Genomic DNA, 26323 nt, shown 5'->3' with positions numbered 1-26323 from the left:
TATTTCGTTCGGAACCTTCGCAAAAAGCCCGCCTTACTCTTGACGACATGTGTGGAATCGTCGGATACGTGGGCCCGCGGCCCAGCCAGGACATCCTGCTCGCAGGCCTCGCCCGTCTCGAGTACCGCGGGTATGACTCCGCGGGTGTCGCCGTCATCGACGGCGACGGTTCCCTCGGGATGCGCAAGAAGGCGGGAAAGCTCGCCATGCTGCGCGATTCGCTGAAGGATGCCGAGCTGTCGGACGGCAACACGGGCATCGGGCACACCCGCTGGGCCACCCACGGTGGGCCCACCGACGAGAATGCGCACCCGCATCTCGCCGATGACGACAAGCTCGCCGTGATCCACAACGGCATCATCGAGAACTTCGCCTCGCTCCGCGACGAGCTGCTCGCCGATGGCGTCAGCTTCCGCAGCGAGACCGACACCGAGGTCGCTGCCGCGCTGCTCGGCCGCGAGTACCGCAACAACGGCGGAGACCTGCAGGGCGCGTTCCGCGCCGTCGTCAACCGCCTCGAGGGCGCTTTCACCCTGCTCGCGATGCATCAGGACCACCCGGGCCTGGTCGTGGGTGCTCGCCGCAACTCGCCCCTGGTGATCGGCCTCGGCGAGGGTGAGAACTTCCTCGGCTCCGACGTCGCCGCGTTCATCGAGCACACCCGCAAGGCACTGGCCATCGGCCAGGACCAGATCGTCTCGATCACCCCGGACGCCGTCACCGTCACCGACTTCGCCGGCACGCCTGTCGAGGCCGAGCCGTTCGACGTCTCGTGGGACGCCGCCGCCGCCGAGAAGGGCGGCTGGTCGAGCTTCATGGCCAAGGAGGTCGCCGAGCAGCCCGAGGCGGTCGCCAACACGATCCGTGGCCGCATCCAGGGCGACCAGGTCGTGATCCCCGAGCTCGACGGGCTCGACGACCTGTTCCTCGGCATCAACCGCATCATCATCACCGCCTGCGGTACGGCCGCGTACTCGGCGCTCGTCGGCAAGTACGCGATCGAGCAGTGGGCGCGGGTCCCCGTCGACGTCGAGCTGGCGCACGAGTTCCGCTACCGCGACCCGGTGATCGGCGACGACACCCTCGTGATCTCGATCAGCCAGTCCGGTGAGACGATGGACACGTTGATGGCCGTCAAGTACGCGAGGGAGCGCGGCGCGCGCACCCTCTCCATCTGCAACACGCAGGGTGCGACGATCCCTCGCGAGTCCGATGCGGTGGTCTACACCCACGCCGGGCCCGAGGTCGCAGTGGCGTCGACGAAAGCCTTCTCTGCGCAGATCACCGCTCTGCTGCTGCTCGGCCTGCACGTGGGGCGCGTGCGCGGCTCCGTCCAGGACGCGTCGGTCGACGTCGCCGAGCTCACCGCCCTTCCCGAGAAGATCGCCAAGGTCCTCGAGAGCGAGCAGGAGCATGTCACCCAGCTCGCGAGCTGGATGGCCGACACTCGTTCGGTGCTGTTCCTCGGTCGTCACGTGGGCTTCCCGATCGCACTCGAAGGCGCGTTGAAGCTCAAGGAGATCTCGTACATCCACGCGGAGGGCTTCGCCGCCGGCGAGCTGAAGCACGGCCCGATCGCACTGATCGAGCCCGGACAGCCCGTCTTCGTGCTGGTGCCTTCGCCTCGACACTCGGCTGTGGTCCACTCCAAGGTCGTCTCGAACATCCAGGAGATCCGCGCTCGCGGAGCTCGAGTGATCGTGGTGGCGGAAGAGGGCGATGCGGCCGTGCTGCCGTTCGCCGACGAAGTCATCCGCATCCCGCTCGCCGGCGCGATGTTCGAGCCGCTGCTCGCTGTCGTCCCGCTGCAGATCTTCGCGATGGCGCTCGCCACGGCCAAGGGGCTCGACGTCGACCAGCCGCGCAACCTCGCCAAGTCCGTCACCGTCGAGTAAGCGTCGTCGGCCTCCGGAGGCGGCTCGTCGAGACACGTCACCCGTCCGGGGCACGGGCGGCGTGCAGAGGCTGGGCCGACCGATTCGGGATGCCGCGACTAGGCTGAACTGGTGATCATCGGGACCGGCATCGACCTCGTGGACATCCCGCGGTTCGAGCGGACGATGGAGCGCACGCCGCGGCTTCTGGAGCGGCTGTTCGCGCCGGGGGAGCGGGGTCTCAGACTGCCGTCGCTCGCCGCGCGCTATGCCGCGAAGGAAGCCCTGATCAAGACGCTCGGCGGCTCTGACGGCGTGCACTGGATCGAGATCGAGATCGCCTCCGAGGCATCCGGCCGCCCGCATTTCGTGCTCTCCGGTTCCACCGCCGACGTCGTCGCAGAGCGCGGGATCACCCGACTGCACCTGACCCTCACCCATGACGCGGGGCTCGCCGCAGCGTTCGTGGTCGCCGAAGGAGAGCCGCTGTGACCGTTCCGTTCCGCGAAGCCCGCATCGAGCTGGATGCCATCAGCGACAACGTCCGCCATTTCCGCAGACTCACCGGCGTGCAGGTCATCGCCGTCGTGAAGGCGAACGCCTACGGCCACGGGGCTGCCGCGACTGCCGTCGCCGCCCTCGCCGGGGGTGCCACTCGTCTGGGGGTCGCCGAGATCCCTGAGGCGCTCGAACTCCGTCGTCAGGGCATCACCGCTCCGATCGTCGCCTGGCTGCACGCGCCGGGCGAGCGTTTCGACCAGGCTGCGGCGCACGACATCGAGGTGGGAATCTCGTCGTTCGACCAGCTCGAAGCGGCGGGAGCGGTCGCCTCGGTCGACCGCCCGGTCGGCGTGCACCTCAAGTTCGAGACCGGGCTGTCGCGCAACGGCATCGCCCCGGCGGACTGGCGTCGTGTGCTCGCCGAAGCCGCGCGCCTCGAACGCATCGGGCGGCTGCGCATCGTCGGGCTCTTCAGCCACCTCTCGAACACGTCGCCCCAGGACGACCGTGAGGCACTCGCGAAGTTCGAGGAGGCGGTCACGGCGGCGGCGTCGTTCGGCATCCATCCCGAGATCCGGCACATCGCGGCGACAGCGGCCGCGATCGACCTGCCGGAGATGCGTCTGGACGCCGTGCGCATCGGCATCGGTATCTACGGCCTCTCGCCGTTCGACGACCGCTCTTCTGCGGAGCTGGGGCTTCGCCCGGCCATGACGCTGCGGGGGGCGATCGCCGCCGTCCGCCGCGTGCCGGCCGGCGCCGGGGTGTCGTACGGATACGACCACCGCACCTCCCGTGACACGACGCTGGTGCTCGTCCCGCTGGGATACGCCGACGGCGTGCCGCGCCACGCATCCGGGCGCCTGCCCGTATCGATCGCCGGGCGCCGATACACGAACGTCGGCCGCATCGCCATGGATCAGTTCGTCGTGGACGTCGGGGACGCCCCGGTGTCGATCGGCGACGAGGTCGTGCTGTTCGGCGACCCGACGCTCGGCGTGCCCTCGGCATCGGAGTGGGCGAACGCCGCATCGACCATCGACTACGAGATCGTGACGCGCATCGGCGCCCGTGTTCCCCGGCGGTCGGCATGAGCGTCGACCCGTCCTTCCTGGGGCGCCGCGAGATCGAGACCTCGGACGCGATGGAGCAGCTCGGCTTCCGCATCGGCGAGCAGCTCGAAGCGGGCGACCTGCTGATCCTCACCGGCCCGCTCGGCGCAGGCAAGACGACGTTCACCCGCGGACTCGCGGAGGGCCTGGGCGTACGCGGCCCCGTGCAGAGCCCCACCTTCGTGATCGCCCGCACGCACCCCTCGCTCGTCGGACGCGCGCCGCTCGTGCACGTCGACGCCTACCGGCTCGGCTCAGGGGCAGAGCTCGACGATCTCGACCTCGACCTCGCACGATCGGTCGTGGTGATCGAGTGGGGACGCGGGATGGCCGAGGACCTGGCCGAGACCTGGTGGGACATCGAGCTGGAGCGTCCCGTCGGCGGTGACGACGAGCTCGACCCCTCGGAGCTTGACGCCGACGCACCGCGGCACGTGTCGATCACGCGTGGCGGACGCTCAGCGATCACCGGCTGAACGACGACTACCCTGGAGAGGTGATCCTCGCCGTCGACACCTCCCTGGGCACCGCCGTCGCCCTCATCGACGATGACGGCACGCGTCTGTCAGATGCCTCGGCCGCCGATCCGCTCCGTCACGCGGAGGTCATCGGCGAGCTGCTCGTGCGGGCCGTCGACGCGCCCGGATCAGGCCCGATCGATCATGTGGTGGCCGGTATGGGCCCGGGGCCGTTCACCGGACTCCGCATCGGCATCGCGACGGCACGCACGTTCGCGCTGGGGCGTGGCATCCCCGTCGTCCCCGTGCCGAGCCACTTCGCCGCAGCGCTCACGGCCGTCGAGCATCACGCCGTGACCGGGCCGTTCGCCATCGTGACGGACGCCCGCCGCCGAGAGGTCGCCATCACCGTCTTCGACGGAACGGATGCCGACGGCATCCCGCACGTCATCACGGACACCGTGCTGGTCGCACGGGTCGACGCCGACGAGCACCTCCAGGGGATCCGTCGTATCGATGTGGAGACGCTGTCCGGCGTCGATCTGGCTCGCGTGGGCGCGAGGGCGTTGGCTGCCGGGCGCGCACTCGCGGGCACCGAGCCGATCTATCTGCGTCAGCCCGACGTCACCGTGCCGGGAGCGCCCAAGAAGGTGGGGTCATGACCCTGCGCGACGCGACGCCCGACGACCTCGACGCCATCATGGCGATAGAGCACCGCTCGTTCCCCACCGACGCGTGGAGCTCGGAGGCGATGGCCCTGGAGCTCGCGAGCCCGCACGGACGCTATCTGGTCGACGAGCAGGACGGCGCGATCATCGGCTACGGCGGAGTCCGTGCACTGCAGGGGTCGAGTGACGCCGACATCCAGACCATCGCGTTCGATGTCGAGCACCGCGGTCGCGGTCGTGGCCGGGCGCTTCTGCGGTCCCTTCTCGATGCCGCGGTGGAACGCGGAGCCAGAGAGGTCTTCCTCGAGGTGCGGGCAGACAACCCCGGTGCCGAGGGGCTGTACCGCTCGGAGGGGTTCGAGGAGATCGGACGTCGCCCCCGCTACTACCAGCCCGACGACGTCGACGCGATCGTGATGCGCCTCGCCCTGCAGCATCCGCGCTCCGAGCATCGAGATGAGACGGCGTCGGATGCCGCGAAGGAGGCGACCTCATGACCGAGCCGCTGGTGCTGGGCATCGAGACGAGCTGCGACGAGACCGGCATCGGGATCGTCCGCGGACGCACGCTGCTCTCGAACACGATCGCGTCGAGCATGGACGAGCACGCCCGCTACGGCGGAGTGGTTCCCGAGGTCGCCGCCCGCGCCCATCTCGAGGCCCTGCAACCCTCGATCGATGCCGCCCTGGCCGAGGCCGGCGTGCGGCTCGGCGACCTCGACGCGGTGGCCGTCACGAGTGGACCCGGCCTCGCGGGAGCGCTCATGGTCGGCGTCGGCGCCGCCAAGGGGCTGGCGGTGTCGCTCGACAAGCCGCTGTACGCGGTCAATCACCTGGTCGGACACATCGCCGCGGACATCCTGACTCCCGACTCCGAGCCGCTGGAGTACCCGACGATCGCGCTGCTGGTATCGGGCGGGCACACCTCGCTGCTGCACGTGCGCGATCTCACGACCGACGTCGAGATGCTGGGCGAGACCATGGACGATGCCGCGGGGGAGGCATTCGACAAGGTCGCCCGACTGCTGTCGCTGCCGTACCCCGGCGGACCCGAGATCGATCGAGCGGCACTCGACGGAGATCCGAACGCGATCCGCTTCCCTCGAGGGCTTTCGCGCGCCTCCGACCTCGCGAAGCACCGTTACGACTTCTCCTTCTCCGGGCTCAAGACCGCTGTCGCGCGCTGGGTCGAGCGCTGCGAGGCAGACGGCGTTCCCGTGCCCGTCGCCGACGTCGCCGCGAGCTTCCGTGAGGCGGTCGTCGATGTGCTCGTGACGAAGGCGCTCGCCGCGTGCGCAGACCTCGGCGTGCCCCGCCTGCTGCTCGGTGGAGGAGTGATCGCCAACCGACGACTCCGCGAGGTCGCCCTCGCGAGGGCGGAGAAGGCCGGCGTGACGGTGCGCATCCCGCCGTTGTCGCTGTGCACCGACAACGGCGCGATGATCGCGGCGCTCGCCGCGGAGCTCATCGCGTCCGGCCGTCGCCCGTCGACGCTGGCGTTCGGAGCCGACTCGACGCTTCCCGTCACCGAGATCCAGGTCGACGAGCGCGTCGCGGTGATGTGTTGAGCGACGTGCCTCGCACTCCGGATCGGGCGGGTGCAGAACCGGGGCCCGCCTCGAGTGCCGCGGTGCCGCCGACCAGGATCGAGCGCCCGAGCGGCGAGGTCGAGCATCCGGCGGGGTCGGCACGCATACCCGGGTCGCGCCGCGAGGGATACACGAAGCTCCCCACCGGCCCGGTCGGAGTCGAGCCGGTGGTCGTCACGGGGCCGGTCGCCGAGGACATCGGTCGGGAGAGCGACTGGGAGCCGGCGACGGGCACGTCCGCCGTGGACGACACCCGCCTCGCTCCCTGGGCGCTGATGGCGGCGGTCGTCGCCTTGGCCGCGTCGTTCTTCGTCGGTTGGGGCATCCCGATCGCCATCGTCGCCGTGATCGCGTCGATCATGTCGCTGCGCCGACCGGTCGAGAGCCGCGCCATCGCTCGTTGGGCGCTCGTTCTCGGTCTGTGTGCGACCGTCTACAGCCTCGGCTGGCTCGTCTGGGCCGGGATGCAGTTCGAGAGACTCGGATAGCCGATGCTCGACGCGGACCGATCCGTCGAGCTGCGCGCGCTCCAGGCGCGGGCGTACGGCCGTGCGGGGGCGTTGAGCGCGGCGGACGCAGCGCGGCTGCGCGAGCTGGAATCCGCGAAGACGCGTCTGGCGGGGCCGCCGGCGACGAGAAGTCCGGAGACGCGTGCGCCGGACCCTGCGCACGCTCCGCGGGGAAATGCCGAGGAGGAGGGGATCGCGTCACCTCCCGAGGCGGCCGTGGACATCGAGGCCCAGGGTGAGTCCCCGCTCATCGCGCTGCGACACCATCGGCGTCTCGCGGTCGCGGTCGCCACGGCCTTCGCGGTCATCGGCCTCGCGCTGGGCTGGCTTCTCTTCACCGATCGGGGTCCCGCGCCGATGCAGCTCAGCGCCCAGCAGGAGGAGTGGCAGAGCGCGATCGTCGCATCGGGGGACTTCGACCCGGGGTCGGTGCGGGCCGTGGCGGAGGAAGAAGGCGTCGTGATCTGGTTCGCGACGAAGAACGAGAGCGCTGACGTGTGCCTGGTGCTCGGACACGAGGACGCGACGGCTCCCGCGTGCACGACGCGGGAGCAGGCCGTGGTCCAGGGCGTGAATGCCACTCTCACGAAACCCGTGAGCCAGAGTCAGACTTATGACGTCGAGGCGCAGATGTTCCTCACGCCGGCCGGCGAGCCGGCGGTCGTCACCCGCAGCTACATCACCTCGCCGCAGTCCACGGCGATGTTCGCCAGCCCCGACGAGGCGGAGGCGGCGACCGCCCTCGCCGAGCGGACGGGACTGGACCGGCGGACGATCCTGGTCGCCGGCTACGACGATGACGTGCCGATCTGGACGGGGATCGACATGTCCACGCAGAGGTACTGTCTCGTCTACGACGGGTCGATGCCCGACCCTCCGATGGCCTGCGATGACAGCATCATGCTCGCCGACGCGGACAGGACGCTCGTGCTCGACGTCGTGGGTGAGGGGAAGACGACCCGCTACGAGTACCGGTTCGGCTACGGTCAGCAGTACCTGACCGTGACGAAGGGCTGGGAGGGCGACGATGCTGCAGGAGAGTGACTCTGCCGAGCTGCGCGGGCTGCAGGTCAAAGCGTACGGCCGCGACGGTGGCCTGACCGAGGCCGAGGCGGCGAGGCTGAGAGAGCTCGAATCGCTGCGCGGCGAGCCTGGCAGGCCTGACCGGGTCGACCCTGGCCCGCGTGACCGGGTCGACGCGCCGGTCGGGCAGGGACCGGCCCACGAGCCGCCGACGTCGGAGAAGCCGTTCCGTGACGGTCAGGCACCCGTCGCCGACGCTTCCCCCAGCGCTCCCGACGAACACGCGGACGACGGACGCCGGTCTGCCGAGACCGGAGGCCTCCGCGCCGCATTCCGTCAGCACTGGAAGGCGGTCGCCGCGGCATCCGCACTTCTGCTCGTGATCGGTCTCGGCACCGGCTGGGCGCTCTTCGGGCGTTCCGGCGATGCCGTCGCGTTGACTTCCGCGCAGCAGGAGCGGCGTGCGGAATTGCAGGCCGAGGGCGGGTTCGACCCGGGCAGTCTGCGCGCGATCGGACAGGACGAGGACGCCCTCGTCTGGTACGCGACGAAGGACGACGGCGAGACGGTGTGCCTGACGCTCGACGCCGCCGATAAGTCGGCGGATCAGTGCCAGCCCGCGTCCGATCTCGACAACGGGAACGGCATCGGCCTGAACGCGAGCGTCGCGGTGCCGGGGGAGGGGGACGAGGGCCTCGAGGAGATCTGGGCATCCGCCGCGCGAGCGATGAACGGGGAGGTCGTCGGCATCATCCAGCGATGGCGTTCGGACGAGAACTCCTGGCTGTCGCAGTTCCAGGGTGACGAGCGGGAACGCGCCGAGCAGTTGGTCGAGGAGGGTTTCGAAGAGTTCTCCTTCTCGGTCGTCGGGTACTTCCGCGATGCCCCGGTCTGGCGCGCACAGCGCGTCGCGAGCGACGACATCCAGGACTGCCTCATCGTCGATGCCGTCCAGGCCGTCGAATGCCGCCCGGCGAGCGAGGGACAATCGTCGGCGGACGTCATCGAGGTCGCCGGAACCATCGTGGACGAGGCCGGAGGGATGATCTCCGACTGGAGCGTGCGTCTCGCGTACACGTCGAACGGCATGCCCTACCTCGTGGTGTCCGGAGACAGCACGACGGCGACGGCAGAGCCGACGGTGAGGCCCGGTGAGACGCTCGAGCTCGGCGGCGAATTCCAGGATCCGATCCAGGTCGACATCCCGTCGGACGACTCCGAGGGCTAGGCGCCGGGGAGACGTCAGCCGGCTGCCGGCACCCGATCGGCGAGGATCGCTCGTCGCTGATCACCCACGCGAGTGAGGATCAGCGTCGCGGTCTGCTCGCCCCGCAGCGCCAGCTTCTTGCGGAAGGCCGCGGGGTCGATGTCCATGCCGCGCTTCTTGATGTCGAGGGATCCGATGTCGTTCGCCTTGAGGACGGCGCTGATCGCCTTCGGGTTCGCCGGCATCGTCTCGCGCACCCGGAACGACTGCACGAACGGACTGGTGACCGCGGCGTCGGAGGTGAGGTACGCGATGCGCTCGTCGAGCATTCCCGCGTCGAGGCTGCGCGCGACATCGCCGATCAGACGCGCCCGGATCACCGCCCCGTCCGGCTCGTGCAGGAACGCGCCGAGTTCCCGCACGGGCTCGTCGACGGCGTCGGCGCCTGCGGTGAGTTCATGTGAGCGCTCGCCGCGGATCACGAGGGCGGAACGGCGGATGCCATCGCGGGCGAGTGCGCGCGTCCAGAGCACGAGCTCGACCACGCTGCCGTCTGCGCTCACCCACTGCGCCTCGGCGTCGACGGGAAGCGAATCGCGGTCGTGACCGGGACCGAGCTTGATGCCCGTCGATGTGCGCGAGGCCACAGCGAAGGCCCAGTCCAGCGGCGGAGAGTAGTCATCGGACGAGACCCGGCGCGTCTCGCTGTGCCCGGCGGTGCGGCGGGCCGGATCCATCCAGATCGCCTGGTTCTCGTCGCCCTCGACGGGCACGTGCGCCTCGGCCGTGCCGTGGATCACCCTCGCGCTGTCTCCGAGAGGCGCCAGGTTGTACGCCGCGATCGCCGAGGTCACCTCGTCGGCGTCGACGGCGACGACGTCGAGCCCTGCACCGGCGAAGGCAAGAGAATCCCCGCCGATGCCGCAGCCGAGATCCGCGACGCGAGTGATGCCGGCGCGGCGCATCCGCTGGGCATGCCGGGCGGCCACGCCCAGCCGTGTCGCCTGCTCGAGTCCGGCCCGGGTGAACAGCATCCGGGCCGCGAAGTTGCCGAACTTGCCTTTCGCCTTGGTGCGAAGTCGTGCCTGTCCGACCACGGCCGAGACGAGCTCGGGCGAGTGGCCGGCCGCACGCAGCCGGGATACGATCCGAGCGACGTCGGCGACCTCGTCGACGGGGCCGAGTTCGTCCAGCGCCTTCAGGCCCTCGGGGGTGAGCAGTGCGCGCAGCTCGGAGATCTCCACTGCCCCAGCTTATGCGGCGGGCTGTTCGCCGCATTGGCACTCGCATTGCGTGAGTGCCAGCGGAACGCCTAGACTGGATTAGCACTCTCGGGTTGAGAGTGCGAAAAGTCTTCCTGTCAGCGTCAAGAAAGAAGAGGTAGACCGTGTCGGTTTCCATCAAGCCGCTCGAGGACCGCATCGTCATCAAGCAGGTCGAGGCCGAGCAGACCACCGCGAGTGGCCTGGTCATCCCCGACACCGCCAAGGAGAAGCCCCAGGAGGGCGAGGTCGTGGCCGTGGGCCCCGGCCGCATCGATGACAACGGCAACCGCGTTCCGCTCGACGTCGCCGTGGGCGACCGTGTGCTCTACAGCAAGTACGGCGGCACCGAGGTGAAGTTCGGCGCAGACGAGTACCTCGTCCTGTCGGCTCGCGACGTGCTCGCAGTCGTCGTCCGCTGAGACAACGTCTTCGGAAGGCCCGGATGCATCACGCATCCGGGCCTTCCTGCGTGTTCGGCCACCGGTGCATCGATTTCTGTCAATGTCCGGACGGCTGGTCTCGTGGGGCGGAGGCGGCGCGGCGACGGGCATAGGGTTGTGCGGTGACCCCGACGAACGCCGCCTCCCGAGCCACTCAGACGGCGGGAGTCGCGTACGCGGGGGGAGCGTATCTGCTCTGGGGCGTGCTGCCCCTCTACTTCCTGCTGCTCGTGCCCACCGGTCCGTGGGAGGTCGTCGCGTGGCGCGTGCTGCTGTCGTTCGTCTTCTGCCTGCTCCTCCTCACCGTCATGCGCGGCTGGGCCGCCTTCGGCGTCATCGTCCGACAGCCGAGGCTGCTGGGATGGACGGCTCTGGCGGGTGTCCTGATCTACGTCAACTGGCAGGTGTTCCTCATCGGAACCCTCTCCGGGAACATCGTGGAGACCAGCCTCGGCTACTTCATCAACCCGATCACCACCGTGCTGCTCGGGGTGTTCGTGCTCAAGGAGCGCATTCGCAGGCTCCAGTGGGCGGCGATCGGCATCGCGGCGGTCGCCGTGATCGTGATCGTCCTCTTCTACGGCGAGTTCCCGTGGATCGCCCTCTCGCTGACCGCCTCGTTCGGCGTCTACGGACTCATCAAGAAGAAGATCGGCCCCGCGGTCGATGCGGTCAGCGGACTCACGCTCGAGTCGTTCTGGCTGATCCCGATCGCCGTCGTGCAGCTGATCCTCGTCGCCGCCACCCCCGCCGGGATCACGATGGGCTCCCACGGTGTGTGGCATGCGGTGCTTCTCGCGTTCGCCGGTGTGGCCACGGCGGTGCCCCTGCTGCTCTTCGCCGCGGGCGCCCGGCGCATCAACCTCACCGTCATCGGGATGATCCAGTTCATCACCCCCGTCATGCAGTTCATCATCGGCGCGGTCGTGCTCGGCGAGCCGATGCCGGCCGAGCGGTGGGCGGGCTTCATCATCGTCTGGGTCGCGATCCTCGTGTTCCTGATCGACCTGCTGCTCGCCGCGCGTCGCGGACGCCGGATCGATCAGCCGACACTCGTCTGAACTCCCGGTTCACCCGTCCGGAAACTCGGTGTCGGATCGTTAACGCACCGAAACATCGGCGACCCCTACGCGAAGCCTTTCAGTCCTAGTGTTAGAGCACCCGACCGTGGTCACAATCCACGGCCAGTCACGCAAGGGAGCATCATGACCTCATTCACGCGCTCGCGCAGCGCCAAGATTCTCGCCGGAGTCGCGCTGCTGAGCGTCTCGGCGATCGTCGTCGCAGGCTGCAGCGGCACGCCCTCTGAGGAGCCGTCCGACGGTGGTGGCGGCGGCGGATCGTCGGCCGACCTCACGCTCGAGCTCGGCTCGCTGCTGCCGCAGACCGGTTCGCTGTCGTTCCTCGGCCCGCCCATGGAATCCGGCGTCGGCCTCGCGGTCAAGGAGGTCAACGATGCTGCTGCCGGCGTCACGATCAACCTGACGGCTGAAGACGAAGGCGACACCGACACCAAGGCCTACGAGACGTCGATCAGCAAGCTCCAGGGCGCGGGCGTCACCGCCATCGTCGGTGCCGCGGCGTCGGGCGTCTCACGCCTGATCCTCGACGGAAACGTCAGCGCCGGCATCCTGCAGATCTCGGCCTCGAACACCGGCCCGGACTTCACCGACTGGGACGACAACGGTCTCTACTTCCGCACCGCGCCCAGCGACCTTCTGCAGGGTGAGGTCCTCGGCAACCTGATCGCCGAAGACGGACACAAGACCCTCGGCGTGATCTACCAGAACGACGCCTACGGAACCGGACTGTTCGACAACATCAAGTCGACGTTCGAGAACGCGGGTGGCGAGGTCGTCGCTGACGCGTCGTACAACGTCGGTGACGGTCAGTTCGACGCACAGGTCGAGACGATCAAGGCTCAGAACCCCGACGCCGTCGCGATCGTGTCGTTCGACCAGTTCAAGACCATCGCCCCGCTGCTGGTCAACGCCGGCATCTCGCCCGACAAGTTCTACCTCGTCGACGGAAACCTGTCGGACTACGGCTCCTCGCCCGACACGAACTTCCCGTTCTCGCTCGAGGGCGCACAGGGCACGAAGCCGGGACCGGCGCTCGAGGACGATTTCACCGACCGTCTGCAGACGTTCTGGACCGGCGAGGGCAACCCCGAGGTCAACGACTTCACCTACGCAGCCGAGGCCTACGACGCGGTCGTGCTCGTCGCACTCGCGTCTCTCGCCGCCGGTTCGACCGAGGGCGCGGACATCGCTGCGAAGATGGCCGAGGTCTCGGGCGGCAGCGGAGACGGTGAGAAGTGCACCAGCTTCGAGGACTGCGCGGCGATCATCAACGACGGTGGAACCGCCGACTACGACGGCTACTCCGGCGAGATCACGTTCGATGAGAACGGCGACCCGCAGGGTGCATCGATCGGCACGTACGAGTACGGCGCCGACAACCTGATCTCCCGCACCAACTGATCACGAGCGAAGGCCCCGGATCCTCGATCCGGGGCCTTCGTCGTGTGCGTGCCCGCTGCGCGAGGGGACAGAAGAGGGGCGGATGCGAGTCGCATCCGCCCCTCTGTCGTGGGAGCCCTCAGGCGGCGTCGGTGCCGAGAGTTCCGAGGTAGAGGCCGATGACCTTCGGATCGTTCAGCAGGTCGCGTCCGGTGCCCTCGTACGCGTCCTTGCCCTGGTCGAGCACGTAGCCGCGGTCGCAGATCTGCAGGCAGCGCCGCGCGTTCTGCTCGACCATGATCGTCGTCACGCCCGCCTTGTTGATGTCGGAGACGCGGATGAACGCATCGTCCTGACGCACGGGGGAGAGGCCGGCGGAGGGCTCGTCGAGAAGCAGCACCGACGGGTCCATCATGAGTGCCCTCGACATCGCCACCATCTGCCGCTCGCCGCCCGAGAGCGACCCGGCGCGCTGCTTGAGGCGCTTGCCGAGTTCGGCGAAGATGCCGGTGACGAACTCGAGGCGCTCGGCGTAGATCTTGGGGTTCTGATACAGCCCCATCTGCAGGTTCTCCTCGATCGAGAGCGAAGGGAACACGTTGTTCGTCTGCGGCACGAAGGCGACGCCCCGCTTGACGAGCTTGTCGGCCTTCAACCCGATGATGCTCTCTCCGTTCACGGTGATCTCGCCGCTGCGGACGTTCACCATCCCGAAGATCGCCTTCAGCAGGGTCGACTTGCCGGCGCCGTTGGGGCCGATGATGCCGATCAGCTCGCCCTGTCGGGCGACGAGGTTGGCGCCGTTGAGGATGTTCACACCGGGCAGGTAGCCGGCGTGCACGTCCTTCAGCTCGACGACGATGTCGTCCGTTCGCGGTGCCGCAGCGGAGGTCTCGGCGCTCATGCGTTGTCCTTCTGGTCGTGATCCGGCGTGCTCGTCGCTTCGAGCTCCGCCTCGGCTTCTGCTTCGATCTGCTCGCGGAGCTTGGCGGCGGTGGCGTTCTCGATCACGGGGATGCGACCGGTCACGGCACCGAGATCGAGGTCCTGGTGGGCGCCGAGATAGGCGTCGACCACGGCCGGGTCCTCCATGACCTCGTCGGGCGGGCCCTCGGCGACGACCTTGCCCTCGGCCATGACCACGACCCAGTCGGCGATGTGGCGGACCATGTGCATGTCGTGCTCGACGAACAGCACCGTCATGCCCAGGCCCTTGAGGTCGAGGATGTGATCGAGGAGCGACTGGGTCAGCGCCGGATTGACGCCGGCCATCGGCTCGTCGAGCATCACCAGGGTCGGATCGCTCATGAGCGCTCGCGCCATCTCGAGGAGCTTGCGCTGGCCGCCCGAGAGCGCCGCGGCGAAGTCCTTCTCCTTGGCGTCGAGCTTGAAGCGGGCCAGCAGCTCGCGGGCCTTGACCTCGATCTCCTGATCCTGCTTGCGCCACAGGAACGGGAACAGGCTCGACCAGAAGCCCTCGCCGCGCTGTCCCGGAGCGCCGAGCTTCATGTTCTCGAGCACGGTGAGCAGCGACAGCGACTTGGTCAGCTGGAACGTGCGCACCTGTCCCATGCGCGCCACCTTGAAGGAGGGGACGCCCGAGAGGCTCGTGCCGTCGAACGACCAGGTCCCGCTGTTCGGCTTGTCGAAACCGCAGAGCAGGTTGAACAGGGTCGTCTTCCCTGCTCCGTTCGGGCCGATCAGAGCGGTGATGGCGCCGCGAGGGATCTCGACGTGGTCGACGTCGACGGCCGTCAGACCGCCGAAGCGCCGCTGCACGGCATCCGCGATCAGGATGGGATCGACCTTCGGCACGCCGGGGGCCGCAGGGCCCTTGGCGAGCCCGGTGGTCTTCGGTCGGCGGATGCTGCCGGTCGCGGGCGCCGTCTGGGCGCTCTCGTCGGGGGTCAGTTCATTTGACAAAGGTCATCTCCCTCTTGTCTCCGAGGATGCCCTGAGGTCGGAAGATCACGAGCAGCATCAGGGCGATGCCGACGAAGATGAACACCAGGGTCGAGGCCTGGCTGTCGGACATGGGCAGGATTCCGGACCGCGCCATCGCCGGGAGCAGGTTCGCCATGAAAGCGAAGACGACCCAGAAGAGGATGGCCCCGAGTGTCGGGCCGAACACGGTGGCCGCGCCGCCCAGCAGCAGGATCGTCCACAGGAAGAACGTGAGCGAGGTCGTGTAGCTGCCCGGCACGACAGCCGAGGGGAGGACGAAGACGATTCCTCCGGCTGCGCCGATCACGCCACCGACGACGAGCGCCTGCATCTTGTACGCGAAGACGTTCTTGCCGAGCGAGCGCACGGCATCCTCATCTTCGCGGATTCCCTTGAGGACGCGTCCCCACGGGCTGCGCATGAGCGACCACACCAGCAGGATCGCGACGAGCAGCACGATGAGTCCGAACACCCGGTTCCACAGGTCGTTCGCGCTGTAGGTCCACGGTCCGAAGCCGTAGGTGCCCGGCGGGAACGGATTGGCGTCGCGGAACCCGCCGTTGAACTGCGCGAGACCGTCGGCCGAGTTGGTGTACTCGTCGAAGATCTGGGTGGTGAAGAGCAGTCGTACGATCTCACCCGCGGCGATCGTCGCGATGGCGAGGTAGTCGGCACGGAGCCGCAGCGTCGGGATTCCGAGGAGGACTGCGAAGAACGCGCCCCCCAGGAGACCGATGAGCATGCCGACCCACCAGGGGAGCCCGAAGGTCAGCACGGAGATCGCGTAGCCGTATCCGCCGACCGCCATGAAGGCGGCCATGCCGAAGTTGAGCAGGCCCGCATAGCCGAAGTGCACGGCCAGACCGGTCGCCGCCAGCGCGTAGGCGAGGGTGACGGGGCTGAACAGATAGACGGCTGTGTTCGAGAAGATGCTTCCGAAGTCCATGGCGATCAGCCCAACCTTTCCCTGCGTCCCAGCAGGCCCTGAGGTCTGACGAGGAGGATCACGATGAGCACGACCAGGGCGCTCGCATACTTCAGATCCGAGGGGATCCAGAGGGTGGAGACCTCGACCGCGATGCCGACGATGAGGGAGCCGACGAGCGCACCGAACGCCGTGCCGAGCCCGCCGAGGGTGATGGCGGCGAAGATGAGCAACAGCATCTGCATGCCCATGTCCCACTTCACGCCGGGGCGGAAGTAGGCCCAGAGGATGCCGGAGATGGCGGCGAGCGTGCCGGACAGGATCCAGACGTAGCGCACGACCTTGTCGACGTCGATGCCGGATGCTGCGGCGAGCTGCGGGTTGTCGGAGATGGCGCGGGTCGCCTTGCCGATGCGGGTGCGGGTGAGGAAGAACGCGACGCCCACGATCACGACGATGCTGACCACGATGCCGATCAGGTCGATGTAGGACAGCGAGATCGGACCGAACCGGAACGGCTCGGGGCTGGCCCCGGGGAGCTGGCGCGTGCCACCACCGATCATGTACTGGAACGCATAGCGCAGGGCGAGAGACAGACCGATGCTGACGATCATCAGCTGCACGACACCGAGGCCTCGTCGTCGCAGCGGACGCCAGATGCCGGCATCCAGGGCCCAGCCGAAGAGACCGCCCCCGATCACGGCGGCGATGATGCCGAGCCACAGCGGCAGATGCCAGAAGCTCGTCGTCACGAGGGCGACCAGGCCGCCCCAGGTGACCATCTCGGCGTGAGCGAAGTTCGACAGCCGCGTCGTGCCGTAGATGAGCGCCGCGCCCATGGAGGCGAGCGCCAGCAGCAGACCGAAGTTCAGGCCGCCCACGAGACGTGAGAGGAGCTGGTCGATGAAGGACGTCGTCATCCTCTCGCCCTCACCGAGGAAGAGGTTGAGGATCTTCGTGCCGGTCAGGCCGAACTCGACCTCGAACGACGCCGTCGTGCCGGCGATGGGCTGAGTGCCCTCGGGCAGCTGCGCCGCATCGACGATCACGCCGTCGGGGAGGGTCTCCTCGTCGACCGTGAGCGTGTACGTGTCCTTCTCGGGCACGTACAGGCGCCACTTGCCCTCGGCGTCGGTCTCGGTCTCGCCTTCGAAGCCGCCGCCCTCGATCGTCATCACGACGCCTTCGACGGGGTCGTCATCGAAGGTGATGACACCGGCGAAGTAGAAGTCTGTGATCTCCTGGCCGTCGTCCGTTTCTTCGGCGGAAGCCGCAGCAGGAGGCTGCAACCACAGGAAAGCGATGGCGAGGAGCGACGCGAGCAGGATGATGACCCACCGCATTCCGCTTCGATTCGCCGAGATCGTCGGACGCACAGAACCTCCAGCCCAGTACACAGGCCATGACGGAGTTGTTCATCGGCCCTGATGTACGACGGTATGAGCGTAATGTGTCGGCTCTGTTTCGACCAAGGCACGATCTGCTCACGGTGAGAACGATCCCATCACGAAGTTGCGAAATACCGATAGGTCACCCGGGGCGTCCTGCGCGCGATGTCAGCGGGCGCAGGGAATTTCCTCAGCCGCTCCGCACTTAGAATTGGTACACCCTCGCCCCAGATCGCGCCCGCAGGAGGACTATCCATGGACCAGCACGACCCCTTCGGCTTCGTCGGACTCACGTACGACGATGTGCTGCTCCTTCCCGGGCACACCGACGTCATCCCCAGCGAGGCAGACACCTCGTCGCGGATCACTCGCCGTATCTCGGTCGCGACTCCGCTGCTCTCCAGCGCCATGGACACGGTCACCGAATCCCGCATGGCCATCGCGATGGCGCGAGAGGGCGGCATCGGCATCCTGCACCGCAACCTCTCCATCGCCGATCAGGCGGCCCACGTCGACCGCGTCAAGCGCAGCGAGTCGGGCATGATCACCGACCCGATCACGACGTCGCCCGACGCGACCGTGGAAGAGGTCGACGCGCTCTGCGCCAAGTACCGCATCTCGGGTCTGCCGGTCGTCGACCCCGACGGCCGCCTCGTCGGCATCATCACCAACCGCGACATGCGCTTCGTCTCGGGCTTCGAGCGTCAGACCACCTTCGTGAAGGACGTCATGACGTCGGAGGGTCTCGTCACCGCACCGGTGGGCGTCGCCGCCGGCGAGGTCATCGCCCTGTTCGCGCATCACCGTGTCGAGAAGCTGCCGCTCATCGATGAGGACGGCAAGCTGGCCGGTCTCATCACCATCAAGGACTTCGACAAGAGCGAGAAGTATCCGCTCGCCACGAAGGACGACCAGGGTCGTCTGCGTGTCGGCGCGGCCATCGGCTTCTTCGGCGATGCCTGGGAGCGCGCAGAGGCGCTGCGTGACGCCGGAGTCGACGTCCTCGTCGTCGACACGGCCAACGGCCAGTCACAGGGCGTGATCGACCTCGTCACGCGGCTCAAGGCGGACGAGAGCTTCGCGCACATCGACGTCATCGGCGGCAACGTCGCCACCCGCGAGGGCGCTCAGGCGCTCATCGACGCAGGTGTCGACGCGGTCAAGGTGGGCGTGGGGCCAGGCTCCATCTGCACGACGCGCGTCGTCGCCGGCGTCGGCGTGCCCCAGGTCACGGCCGTCTACGAGGCGTCGCTCGCCGCACGTCCGGCCGGCGTCCCTGTGATCGCCGACGGTGGTCTGCAGTACTCCGGCGACATCGCCAAGGCGCTCGTCGCGGGTGCTGACGCCGTCATGCTCGGCTCGCTGCTCGCCGGCACCGACGAGTCGCCGGGCGAGATCGTCTTCCAGTCGGGCAAGCAGTTCAAGCAGTACCGCGGCATGGGCTCCCTCGGGGCCATGCAGACCCGCGGCAAGCAGACCTCGTACTCGAAGGACCGCTACTTCCAGGCCGACGTGCCCAGCGACGACAAGCTGATCCCCGAGGGCATCGAGGGCCAGGTGCCGTATCGCGGCCCCGTGTCGGCCGTCGCGTATCAGCTGGTCGGCGGACTGCGGCAGTCTATGTTCTACGTCGGAGCCCGCACCATCGAAGAGCTCAAGCAGCGCGGCAAGTTCGTGCGCATCACCGCGGCGGGACTCAAGGAGTCGCACCCGCACGACGTGCAGATCGTGGTCGAGGCGCCGAACTACAAGCGCTGAGACGAATCGAGAAGGGGCCGGATGCGATCGCATCCGGCCCCTTTCTTGTTCGGCTGCGAACTCAGCTGCAGGTGTAGGTGACTCCGCCGACCTGCCACACGCCCGGACCGAGGTCGGCGCACATCGCGAACAGGTTCGCGAAGACGCTCACGAGCACGATGATGCCGATGATCCAGATCACGGTGATGACGGCGCCGACCGCGATTCCCGCGATGGCGAGGCCGCGCGGTGCCCCGGCCTTGCCGAGCCTGACGGCGGCGACGATGCTCAGGATCAGTCCGAGCGGAGCGATGACGAAGGCCAGGACGAGTCCCGCGACCGCCAGCCCCTGCCCGGCGGGGGAGGTGTACGGCGTGGGCTGTCCCGGGCCGGCCAGCGGGTAGGCGGCAGGATCCACGGCGGCATCCGCCGGTCGCGCTCCGTCCCACGCGGGAGGGCTGTCCTGCGGGTCTTCGGGCCGCGTCGAGTCGGTCATGGTCGCTCCGTTTCGAGAGGGGCGGCCGTCCGCAGACCGCTTTCATCCTCGAGAGTACTGAGGGAGCAGCCGTGGCCGCCATCGGGGCGGTCTGTTGATATGCCAGTATTTAGAGACACCCGCTCGACTTCCCCTCGAGCTCCCGGCGCGAAGGGCGCAGGGAGTGCTACGCCGGCCGCTGACCGGCAGGGGGACTTCCCCACTGAGAGCTGCAGATATGCCCCAGGATGCTCCCCGCGTCCTCGTCGTCGACGACGACCCAGACGTCGCCCTGCTCGTCAAGACCGTGCTCGAGAGGCGGGCCGGCTGCGAGGTCGTGGTCGCTCACGATGGCGAGTCCGCCGTCGCGCGGCTCGAGACCTTCACGCCGGACGTGGTCGTCACGGACATCGAGATGCCCGGACTCGACGGGCTGGAGCTGCTCGCGCAGCTGCGTCGGAACGACCCGCTCCTGCCGGTGGTCGTCATGACCGCGCACGTCTCGGTCGAGTACGCCGTCTCGGCTCTGCGCGCGCAGGCCGACGAGTTCCTCACCAAGCCGCTCGACAACGTGAAGCTCGTCGAGGCGGTCACCCGGCTCGTGACGGAGGGCCGCACGCGCCGCGAGGCCAACCGCACCAAAGAGGTGGTGCTCGCCATCGGCGCGCACCCCGACGATGTCGAGATCGGCGTCGGAGGACTCCTCGCCGCGCACTCCCAGGCGGGCGACTCGATCACGATCCTCACCCTCTCGCGCGGTGCGCGCGGGGGAGACGCTGACAGCAGGCAGCACGAATCGCTCGCCTCGGCGGAGATGCTCGGTGCGCGACTGTTCGTCAAAGACCTCATCGACACCGAGATCTCCGGCGGCGGAGCCACGGTCCGGTTGATCGAGGAGGTCGTGCAGGAGGTCCAGCCGACGATCGTCTACACGCACTCGTCGAACGATCGGCACCAGGATCACCGAGCGGTGAGCGAGGCGACGATCGCCGCGACCCGGCGGGTCGGAACGGTCGCCTGCTACCAGAGCCCCTCGGCGACGATCGACTTCCGCCCGACGCGATTCGTCCGCATCGACCAGTACATCGGTCAGAAGCTGCGGCTGCTCGAATGCTTCGGCTCGCAGACGGCGACCCGGGACTACCTCGAACCCGAGTTCGTGACGGCCACCGCTCGCTACTGGTCGCGCTTCGGCGGAGGATCGGCGGTCGAGCCGCTCGAGGTCGTCCGTGAGACCGCCGAGTTCATCGGCGCCCACGAACTCACACGACGGGAGAGCTGATGAGCGCGCGCGTACTGGTGACGGGCGCCGGCGGCCCGGCGGGCGTCGCCGTCATCCGCTCGCTGCTTCGTCGTGAAGACCTCGAGGTCTTCGCCGCGGACATGGACGGCTGGGCGAGCGGCATCTACCTCGTGCCGCCGACGCACCGCCGTCTCGTGCCGCCGGGGCGCGATGACGACTTCGTCTCGGCGATAGCCCGCATGGTCGAGGACGACCGGCTCGATCTCGTGATCTCCACCGTCGATGTCGAGCTGATCGCGCTCGCCGGCAGGCGCGAGGAGCTGGCTCCGGCTGTGCTCGCCGCGCCCTCGCAGGACACGCTCTCCATCGCCCTCGACAAGCTGCTGCTCGCCGAGCGGTGCGAGTCGACCGGTCTCACGCCGCGTACTGTCCTCGCGGGCCCCGATGCGCTGGCGGTCGATTGGGAGTTCCCCGTCTTCGCCAAGCCTCGTCAGGGAGCCGGCAGCCGCGGCGTACGGCTCGTCCCCGACCGGGCGGCGCTCGAAGCGCTGCCGCAGGACGAAGGACTCATCGTGCAGGACTTCCTCCCGGGCGAGGAGTACTCGGTCGATGTGATCGCAGATGCCTCCGGCTCGGTGGTCGCGGCGGTGCCGCGGACCCGAGCCAGGGTCGACTCCGGTGTGGCCATCGCGGGGCGCACGGTGCACGACGACGAACTCGAGAACGCGGCGGCATCCATCGCCCGGGCGATCGGACTCGTCGGCGTCGCCAACGTCCAGCTCCGGCGCGACCGCGACGGCCGAGCGGTGCTCCTCGAGGTGAATCCCCGATTCCCTGGCGCGCTTCCGCTCACGATCGCCGCGGGAGTCGACATCCCCTCGCTCGTCGCCGACCTGTTCCTGGGCCGCGGGATCCCGTCGACGGTCGCCTTCCGCGAGATCGCGTCGGTGCGCTTCCTCGAGGACGTGATCGTCGAGGTCGACGAGATCCTCGTCTCCGCGCACGCGGGACATCAGGAGGAACTGTGAGTCACGCGCTGCTGCGAGGCGACCACCACGTGCATTCGACGTTCTCGGATGACGCGGTCTCCACTCTCGCCGAGAACGTCGCCGCGGCATCCGCTGCCGGTCTCACGACCGTGCGCCTGGTCGACCACGTGCGGCAGTCGACGCCCTGGGTGCCCGAGTACCTCGCGGCGGTGAGGGCGCTGCGCGTGCCCGAGGGTCTGACGGTACTGACGGGAGTCGAGGCGAAGATCCTCGATGCCTCGGGAGAACTGGACATCCCCGAGCTGCCGAGCGGGATCGATCGCATCCTGATCGCTGACCACCAGTTCCCCGGAATCGACGGACCCCTCGGTCCGAGCGCCGTCCGCGAACGGCTCGACGCCGGCTGGGCCGCCGAGGACGCGCTCGATCAGCTCGTGTCGGCACTGATCGCGGCGATGCGACGTCACCCCGGCAATCAGCTCGCCCACTGCTTCTCGATCCTGCCCAAGATCGGTCTCTCAGAAGCGGAACTCGGTGCCGATCGCATCACCGCGTGGGCGACGACGGCGGCCGAGACCGACACGCAGGTCGAGGTGAACGAGAAGTGGGGCTGCCCCGGCATCCCCCTGCTCGACGCGCTGCGCAGCGCCGGCGCCGAGATCGTCGCGTCCACGGACAGCCACATCGCGTCCGACGTCGGACGCTACGCGCGCGTGACAGAGATCCTCGACCGATGGAGGGCGAGCTGATGGCCGAACTGAACTGGGTCGAGACCGTCGTCGTCGTCATCCTCCTGCTCTGCGTGCTGGTCGGCACCCTGCCGGTGATCAACACCGGGCTGCAGTTCCTCGCCCTGCCCGTGCACGCGTTCCGCAACCACTACGGCAAGGCGGCACCGCACCATCCCCGCGTCGCGGTGCTGATCCCGGCGTGGAACGAGGGCCTCGTGCTCGGCCAGGCGATCGAACGCCTGATGCAGCTCGAGTACCCGGCCGACCGCCTGCGCATCTTCGTCATCGACGATGCATCGACCGATGACACCCCCGAGGTGGTCGCCGCGAAGGCGGCGGCATTCCCCGGACGGGTCGTGCATCTGCGTCGGGACAAGGGCGGCGAGGGCAAGGCGCACACGCTCAACCACGGACTCGACATCGTGCTCGCGGACGAGTGGACCGAAGCGGTGCTGATCATGGACGCCGATGTGATCTTCGCGCGGGATTCGCTGCGCAAGATGAGCCGGCATCTCGCCGATGAGAAGGTCGGCGCCGTCACCGCGTATATCGCCGAGGGCAGTCGCGACCGCAACTACCTCACCCGGTTCATCGCGATCGAGTACGTCATCGGGCAGCTCTCGGCCCGGCGGACGCAGAACGTCGGGGGAGCGATCGCGTGCCTCGCCGGAGGTGCGCAGCTGCATTCACGCGCGAATCTCGAGGCGATCGGCGGCCGGATCCCGACGGGAACGCTCGCCGAGGACACCATGACGACCTTCGAAGGGCAGCTGGCCGGGCGCAGGATGGTGTTCGAGCCGCACGCGGTCGTGCTGGCCGAAGAGCCGCGCACGATCGACAGTCTGTGGAAGCAGCGCCTCCGGTGGGCCCGCGGCAATGTGCAGCTGACGTCGATCTACCGGCATCTGTGGTTCCGCCCGAGCCGAGTGCACAACCTCGGCAGCTTCGCCTTCGGGCTCGCGTGGTTCACCATCCTGCTGCTGCCGGCCTTCATGATCCTCGCAGCCACCGCGCTGCTCGTGCTGCTCGTCCTGCACAGCGACATCGCCGAGTTCGTGTTCCGATTCATGTGGATCGCCGCCGCGTGCATCTATCTGTTCTCGATGCTCTACGCCGTGCAGCTCGATGGGCGGATCGGCCGACAGTCGTGGCGTGAGGCGCTGATGTTCCCCGGGCTCGGCGCCCTCATCCTGATGGCGATCGCCCTGTTCCCCTGGCTGTTCGAATCGGGCCTGAACGACCTCGGGCTCGCGCTCACCGACGAGACGCGGTTGATGTGGGCTGTCGTCTTCTACCTCTGGGGACCGATCTCGATGCTCGGGATCTGGCTCGCCCGTGTCGTCGAGCCCCTGCCGGCAGGACGGTTCTTCGCCGGGCTGCTGCTCTACGTCTGCGGGTACGGCTCGCTGCTCTGCGCCATCACGGTGGACTCCTACATCAAAGAGTGGCGCCACGCCGACGCCGCATGGATCAAGACCGAGAAGATCGGACGGGTCGACTCATGACCGAAGCACCTTCGAGAAGCGCCGAGGAGGAGGAGATCGCCGCCGACGCCCGTCGGGAGAAGCTCCTGATCCCGCAGGCCCTCCTCGCCCTGGGCGTCGTCGTCGTCATCGTGATCGTGCGAGAGCTGTTCCTGCGATGACCGCGCGGCCGCTGGCCCTCGTGGTCGAGGACAGCGCAGACCAGACGGCGCTCCTGAAGCGCTATCTCGACCGCGAGGGCTTCGACGTGTTCGCCGCGGTGGACGCCGAATCGGCGATCGCCGCATTCTCGACGATCTCACCGGTCGTCGCCGTGCTCGACCTGCTGCTGCCCGGCATCAGCGGCTCGGAGCTGGCGAGACTCATCAAGACCCGCTTCCCGGAGTGCTTCCTGATCGTGAGTTCCGTGCTCGACGTCGCCGACTACCCCGACGCCGACGCGGCACTGCCCAAGCCGATCATCGGGGCCGAACTGCGGGCACTCCTCAGAGAAGTGGCACGATGACTCCGACCAGCACCGTCCAGCAGACGATGGAGCGCAGCTGGCGCCGGTACTTCGACAATCCGACGCCGCTGATGAAGCAGGGTCCCACGGCGATCGCCGTCGCGGTCGCCTCCGTCCTCATGTTCACGATCCCCGGCATCCCGGTGACCGACACCGGCGTCGCGATCTTCGGCCTCGCCACCATCGCGGTGGTGACGGCACTCGCGGCCGTGCTCTCGGTGCGCGGGGTGTACGACGGCTGGGTCGTGATGCTCATTCCGATGATCGACATCCTCGGATTGGGTGCGATCAGGGCGGGTACCGGCGGACCGTCATCCCTCTTCTCCTCGTTCGTGCTCCTCCCGGTCATCTGGATCGCCGCAGCCCCCGGTCGCCGCCAGGTCGTGATCGTCGGTGTGTTCTCATCGATCGCGCTGCTCATGCCGAACATCATCGATCCGCCGGAAGACCCCGTGGCCTGGCTTCGCGGTGTCATCGGCCCGCTGGTGTTCGCCACCGTCGGTGCGATCGTGAACGAGCTCTCCCGACTGCAGAGACTGCGCACGGCCCAGGCCGAGGCGCATGTCGTCGAGCGCACGGCCGCTCTCGCCGCCAACGAGGCGATGCTCGAGCAGCTGAAGTCGAGCGAGCAGCAGTATCGCGCGCTCTCCGAGTCCTTCACGAGCCTGTGGAACTCCATCACCGGCCAGGCGGTCATCGCCACCGACAACTGCGGGGTGATCACGGCATGGAATCCGGGTGCGGTGCGCCTGCTCGGCATGGCGGTGCCGGACGCGCTCGCCGCCGTTCCGGTGGACCGGTTCTTCCCCTCGCACGCTCTCGCCCCGTTCGCGACCGAGGCCGCCGCACGCGCTGACGACGGGCTGCACCCCGGCCTGCGTGCGCTGTTCGACGATGCCGACGCCGGTCTGCCGGTGGACTCGCACATCGACGTGGCGACCGTCGGCGGATCGACGGTTCCCGCGCGCGTCACCGTCACTCCCTACCAGGACTCCGACGGCTCCCGACACGGCTACCTGCTGGTGATCACCGACGAGACCAGGGCGGTGGAGGTCGCGCGCATGAAGGACGAGTTCGTCGGCATGATCTCGCACGAGCTGCGGACACCGCTCAGCGCCATCATCGGCTTCCTCGACCTGCTGCAGAACGATCCCGCGCAGCCTCTGACGACCGACCAGCAGGAGTTCGTCGACATCATCGAGCGCAACGCGCAGCGCCTGCTCAACCTCGTCGGGGACCTGCTGTTCACCGCCCAGGTGGAATCGGGCCGCTTCCCGCTCGAGCGCCGAGACGCCGACGTCACCGAGCTGGTGCGCAGCGCCGTCGCATCGTCCGGCCCGCATGCGCAGCGCGAGGGCATCGAGATCGTGGCCGAGATCCCGGCGACTCCCGTCGTGCTCTCGCTCGACTCGGGACGTATCGGACAGGCCCTCGACAACCTGCTCTCGAATGCGATTAAGTTCACCGCTGCGGGCGGGCGGGTCACCGCGGGCGTGCGTCTCGTCGACGGAGGCGTCGAGCTCTCCGTGCGCGACACCGGTGTGGGCATCCCCGAAGACGAGCAGGGCATGCTGTTCACCCGATTCTTCCGCGCGTCGACAGCGACCCGCAACGCCGTGCCCGGCGTCGGTCTGGGCCTCACGATCACCCGGGCGATCGTGCTCGCCCACGGCGGCACGATGGACGTGACGAGCAGAGAGGGCGTCGGCACCGAGTTCCGGATGCTGCTCCCGGCGGCGCCGCGCACCGAGGCGATCCAGGTGGTCGGCCGCACTCGCTGACCGGTCGGCCCGAT

The 26323-nt window shown here is 68.5% G+C and carries 27 protein-coding genes; 21 read left to right on the top strand and 6 right to left on the bottom strand.

Annotation, left to right across the window (positions count from 1 at the left end; genetic code table 11):
• Positions 1 to 47: 47 nt before the first annotated feature.
• The 10 genes from glmS (at position 48) to QRN21_RS15115 (ending at position 8961) form a co-directional block, all read left to right on the top strand.
• The gene (gene glmS, locus QRN21_RS15160) at positions 48 to 1895 is read left to right on the top strand and encodes a glutamine--fructose-6-phosphate transaminase (isomerizing) (RefSeq protein WP_053098943.1); all 1848 of its coding nucleotides are present in this window, start codon (positions 48 to 50) and stop codon (positions 1893 to 1895) included.
• 111 nt (positions 1896 to 2006) lie between these two features.
• The gene (locus QRN21_RS15155) at positions 2007 to 2366 is read left to right on the top strand and encodes a holo-ACP synthase (protein WP_056277247.1); all 360 of its coding nucleotides are present in this window, start codon (positions 2007 to 2009) and stop codon (positions 2364 to 2366) included.
• Positions 2363 to 3469: an alanine racemase gene (gene alr / locus QRN21_RS15150; RefSeq protein WP_056277250.1), complete on the top strand. Its 1107-nt coding sequence runs from the start codon at positions 2363 to 2365 to the stop codon at positions 3467 to 3469. The genes QRN21_RS15155 and alr overlap by 4 nt, the downstream gene beginning before the upstream one ends.
• A complete protein-coding gene (gene tsaE / locus QRN21_RS15145; protein WP_053098946.1) occupies positions 3466 to 3963 on the top strand; it encodes a tRNA (adenosine(37)-N6)-threonylcarbamoyltransferase complex ATPase subunit type 1 TsaE in 498 nt (165 codons plus the stop codon). Before alr ends, tsaE begins: the two co-directional genes overlap by 4 nt.
• Before the next feature lie 20 nt (positions 3964 to 3983).
• Positions 3984 to 4607 (top strand): tRNA (adenosine(37)-N6)-threonylcarbamoyltransferase complex dimerization subunit type 1 TsaB, encoded by a 624-nt coding sequence (gene tsaB, locus QRN21_RS15140; RefSeq protein WP_285364969.1) that lies wholly within the window; start codon positions 3984 to 3986, stop codon positions 4605 to 4607.
• Positions 4604 to 5110 (top strand): ribosomal protein S18-alanine N-acetyltransferase, encoded by a 507-nt coding sequence (gene rimI / locus QRN21_RS15135; RefSeq protein ID WP_053098948.1) that lies wholly within the window; start codon positions 4604 to 4606, stop codon positions 5108 to 5110. The genes tsaB and rimI overlap by 4 nt, the downstream gene beginning before the upstream one ends.
• Entirely contained in the window at positions 5107 to 6180 is a 1074-nt protein-coding gene (gene tsaD / locus QRN21_RS15130) for a tRNA (adenosine(37)-N6)-threonylcarbamoyltransferase complex transferase subunit TsaD (protein ID WP_285364967.1), read from the top strand. The genes rimI and tsaD overlap by 4 nt, the downstream gene beginning before the upstream one ends.
• A 62-nt stretch (positions 6181 to 6242) precedes the next feature.
• The gene (locus QRN21_RS15125; RefSeq protein WP_285364965.1) at positions 6243 to 6689 is read left to right on the top strand and encodes a hypothetical protein; all 447 of its coding nucleotides are present in this window, start codon (positions 6243 to 6245) and stop codon (positions 6687 to 6689) included.
• A gap of 3 nt (positions 6690 to 6692) precedes the next feature.
• On the top strand, positions 6693 to 7754 hold the full coding sequence (locus QRN21_RS15120; protein ID WP_285364963.1) for a hypothetical protein: 1062 nt from the start codon (positions 6693 to 6695) through the stop codon (positions 7752 to 7754).
• A complete protein-coding gene (locus QRN21_RS15115) occupies positions 7738 to 8961 on the top strand; it encodes a hypothetical protein (RefSeq protein WP_285364961.1) in 1224 nt (407 codons plus the stop codon). The genes QRN21_RS15120 and QRN21_RS15115 overlap by 17 nt, the downstream gene beginning before the upstream one ends.
• A 14-nt stretch (positions 8962 to 8975) precedes the next feature.
• Here QRN21_RS15115 and QRN21_RS15110 read toward each other — a convergent pair whose 3' ends face one another.
• Complete coding sequence (locus tag QRN21_RS15110; RefSeq protein WP_285364960.1) at positions 8976 to 10184, bottom strand: class I SAM-dependent methyltransferase; 1209 nt, start codon at positions 10182 to 10184, stop codon at positions 8976 to 8978.
• A gap of 143 nt (positions 10185 to 10327) precedes the next feature.
• Here QRN21_RS15110 and groES point away from each other — a divergent pair, with 143 nt between their 5' ends.
• The 3 genes from groES to QRN21_RS15095 all read left to right on the top strand — a co-directional run bounded on the left by groES (position 10328) and on the right by QRN21_RS15095 (position 13128).
• Positions 10328 to 10624 (top strand): co-chaperone GroES, encoded by a 297-nt coding sequence (groES, locus tag QRN21_RS15105; RefSeq protein WP_039394204.1) that lies wholly within the window; start codon positions 10328 to 10330, stop codon positions 10622 to 10624.
• A gap of 143 nt (positions 10625 to 10767) precedes the next feature.
• On the top strand, positions 10768 to 11706 hold the full coding sequence (gene rarD, locus QRN21_RS15100) for an EamA family transporter RarD (protein ID WP_072590848.1): 939 nt from the start codon (positions 10768 to 10770) through the stop codon (positions 11704 to 11706).
• Between the two features lie 144 nt (positions 11707 to 11850).
• Positions 11851 to 13128, top strand: coding sequence for an ABC transporter substrate-binding protein (locus QRN21_RS15095; RefSeq protein ID WP_053098955.1), 1278 nt, complete (start codon positions 11851 to 11853; stop codon positions 13126 to 13128).
• Positions 13129 to 13246: 118 nt separating this feature from the next.
• Here the strand turns inward: QRN21_RS15095 and QRN21_RS15090 are convergent, their stop codons facing one another.
• Genes QRN21_RS15090 through QRN21_RS15075 form a run of 4 tightly spaced genes read right to left on the bottom strand, consistent with a single transcriptional unit; the run spans position 13247 to position 17319 of the window.
• A complete protein-coding gene (locus tag QRN21_RS15090; RefSeq protein WP_053098956.1) occupies positions 13247 to 14011 on the bottom strand; it encodes an ABC transporter ATP-binding protein in 765 nt (254 codons plus the stop codon).
• Positions 14008 to 14973: an ABC transporter ATP-binding protein gene (locus QRN21_RS15085; RefSeq protein ID WP_053099395.1), complete on the bottom strand. Its 966-nt coding sequence runs from the start codon at positions 14971 to 14973 to the stop codon at positions 14008 to 14010. The genes QRN21_RS15090 and QRN21_RS15085 overlap by 4 nt, the downstream gene beginning before the upstream one ends.
• 46 nt (positions 14974 to 15019) lie before the next feature.
• Entirely contained in the window at positions 15020 to 15997 is a 978-nt protein-coding gene (locus tag QRN21_RS15080) for a branched-chain amino acid ABC transporter permease (RefSeq protein WP_053098957.1), read from the bottom strand.
• A 5-nt stretch (positions 15998 to 16002) separates the two neighbouring features.
• On the bottom strand, positions 16003 to 17319 hold the full coding sequence (locus QRN21_RS15075) for a branched-chain amino acid ABC transporter permease (RefSeq protein ID WP_042539449.1): 1317 nt from the start codon (positions 17317 to 17319) through the stop codon (positions 16003 to 16005).
• Positions 17320 to 17619: 300 nt separating this feature from the next.
• On the opposite strand from QRN21_RS15075, the gene guaB reads away from it, so the two are divergent.
• Complete coding sequence (guaB, locus tag QRN21_RS15070; protein WP_053098958.1) at positions 17620 to 19122, top strand: IMP dehydrogenase; 1503 nt, start codon at positions 17620 to 17622, stop codon at positions 19120 to 19122.
• Positions 19123 to 19183: 61 nt separating this feature from the next.
• On the opposite strand, the gene QRN21_RS15065 is transcribed toward guaB, so the two are convergent.
• Positions 19184 to 19597 carry a hypothetical protein gene (locus QRN21_RS15065; protein ID WP_285364948.1) on the bottom strand — a complete coding sequence of 138 codons (414 nt, stop codon included), beginning with the start codon at positions 19595 to 19597 and terminating at the stop codon, positions 19184 to 19186.
• A gap of 217 nt (positions 19598 to 19814) precedes the next feature.
• On the opposite strand from QRN21_RS15065, the gene QRN21_RS15060 reads away from it, so the two are divergent.
• The 7 genes from QRN21_RS15060 to QRN21_RS15030 are packed head-to-tail and all read left to right on the top strand — an operon-like array spanning position 19815 to position 26309.
• Entirely contained in the window at positions 19815 to 20858 is a 1044-nt protein-coding gene (locus QRN21_RS15060; RefSeq protein ID WP_053098960.1) for a response regulator, read from the top strand.
• Complete coding sequence (locus tag QRN21_RS15055; protein WP_056277277.1) at positions 20858 to 21847, top strand: ATP-grasp domain-containing protein; 990 nt, start codon at positions 20858 to 20860, stop codon at positions 21845 to 21847. The genes QRN21_RS15060 and QRN21_RS15055 overlap by 1 nt, the downstream gene beginning before the upstream one ends.
• Complete coding sequence (locus QRN21_RS15050; RefSeq protein ID WP_056277280.1) at positions 21844 to 22557, top strand: PHP domain-containing protein; 714 nt, start codon at positions 21844 to 21846, stop codon at positions 22555 to 22557. Before QRN21_RS15055 ends, QRN21_RS15050 begins: the two co-directional genes overlap by 4 nt.
• Positions 22557 to 24044, top strand: coding sequence for a glycosyltransferase family 2 protein (locus QRN21_RS15045; protein ID WP_053099397.1), 1488 nt, complete (start codon positions 22557 to 22559; stop codon positions 24042 to 24044). The genes QRN21_RS15050 and QRN21_RS15045 overlap by 1 nt, the downstream gene beginning before the upstream one ends.
• Positions 24041 to 24184, top strand: coding sequence for a hypothetical protein (locus QRN21_RS15040; RefSeq protein ID WP_200955156.1), 144 nt, complete (start codon positions 24041 to 24043; stop codon positions 24182 to 24184). The genes QRN21_RS15045 and QRN21_RS15040 overlap by 4 nt, the downstream gene beginning before the upstream one ends.
• A complete protein-coding gene (locus tag QRN21_RS15035) occupies positions 24181 to 24528 on the top strand; it encodes a response regulator transcription factor (RefSeq protein WP_053098963.1) in 348 nt (115 codons plus the stop codon). Before QRN21_RS15040 ends, QRN21_RS15035 begins: the two co-directional genes overlap by 4 nt.
• Entirely contained in the window at positions 24525 to 26309 is a 1785-nt protein-coding gene (locus QRN21_RS15030) for a sensor histidine kinase (protein WP_285364939.1), read from the top strand. The genes QRN21_RS15035 and QRN21_RS15030 overlap by 4 nt, the downstream gene beginning before the upstream one ends.
• The last annotated feature ends 14 nt before the right edge of the window (positions 26310 to 26323 follow it).

It is taken from the genome of Microbacterium sp. LMC-P-041 (assembly GCF_030209555.1).
Taxonomy (GTDB): Bacteria; Actinomycetota; Actinomycetes; order Actinomycetales; family Microbacteriaceae; genus Microbacterium.
The sequence above is the reverse complement of the archived record's forward strand: the minus strand, read 5'-3'. Positions and strand labels throughout refer to the sequence as shown.

Excerpts from the sequence above, each read along its gene's own strand:
- glmS (WP_053098943.1), top strand. The coding sequence starts at position 48 with ATGTGTGGAATCGTCGGATACGTGGGCCCGCGGCCCAGCCAGGACATC.
- tsaE (WP_053098946.1), top strand. The coding sequence starts at position 3,466 with ATGAGCGTCGACCCGTCCTTCCTGGGGCGCCGCGAGATCGAGACCTCG.
- rimI (WP_053098948.1), top strand. The coding sequence starts at position 4,604 with ATGACCCTGCGCGACGCGACGCCCGACGACCTCGACGCCATCATGGCG.
- tsaD (WP_285364967.1), top strand. The coding sequence starts at position 5,107 with ATGACCGAGCCGCTGGTGCTGGGCATCGAGACGAGCTGCGACGAGACC.
- QRN21_RS15120 (WP_285364963.1), top strand. The coding sequence starts at position 6,693 with ATGCTCGACGCGGACCGATCCGTCGAGCTGCGCGCGCTCCAGGCGCGG.
- QRN21_RS15115 (WP_285364961.1), top strand. The coding sequence starts at position 7,738 with ATGCTGCAGGAGAGTGACTCTGCCGAGCTGCGCGGGCTGCAGGTCAAA.
- QRN21_RS15095 (WP_053098955.1), top strand. The coding sequence starts at position 11,851 with ATGACCTCATTCACGCGCTCGCGCAGCGCCAAGATTCTCGCCGGAGTC.
- QRN21_RS15090 (WP_053098956.1), bottom strand. The coding sequence starts at position 14,011 with ATGAGCGCCGAGACCTCCGCTGCGGCACCGCGAACGGACGACATCGTC.
- QRN21_RS15080 (WP_053098957.1), bottom strand. The coding sequence starts at position 15,997 with ATGGACTTCGGAAGCATCTTCTCGAACACAGCCGTCTATCTGTTCAGC.
- QRN21_RS15075 (WP_042539449.1), bottom strand. The coding sequence starts at position 17,319 with ATGCGGTGGGTCATCATCCTGCTCGCGTCGCTCCTCGCCATCGCTTTC.
- guaB (WP_053098958.1), top strand. The coding sequence starts at position 17,620 with ATGGACCAGCACGACCCCTTCGGCTTCGTCGGACTCACGTACGACGAT.
- QRN21_RS15065 (WP_285364948.1), bottom strand. The coding sequence starts at position 19,597 with ATGACCGACTCGACGCGGCCCGAAGACCCGCAGGACAGCCCTCCCGCG.
- QRN21_RS15060 (WP_053098960.1), top strand. The coding sequence starts at position 19,815 with ATGCCCCAGGATGCTCCCCGCGTCCTCGTCGTCGACGACGACCCAGAC.
- QRN21_RS15055 (WP_056277277.1), top strand. The coding sequence starts at position 20,858 with ATGAGCGCGCGCGTACTGGTGACGGGCGCCGGCGGCCCGGCGGGCGTC.
- QRN21_RS15045 (WP_053099397.1), top strand. The coding sequence starts at position 22,557 with ATGGCCGAACTGAACTGGGTCGAGACCGTCGTCGTCGTCATCCTCCTG.
- QRN21_RS15040 (WP_200955156.1), top strand. The coding sequence starts at position 24,041 with ATGACCGAAGCACCTTCGAGAAGCGCCGAGGAGGAGGAGATCGCCGCC.
- QRN21_RS15035 (WP_053098963.1), top strand. The coding sequence starts at position 24,181 with ATGACCGCGCGGCCGCTGGCCCTCGTGGTCGAGGACAGCGCAGACCAG.
- QRN21_RS15030 (WP_285364939.1), top strand. The coding sequence starts at position 24,525 with ATGACTCCGACCAGCACCGTCCAGCAGACGATGGAGCGCAGCTGGCGC.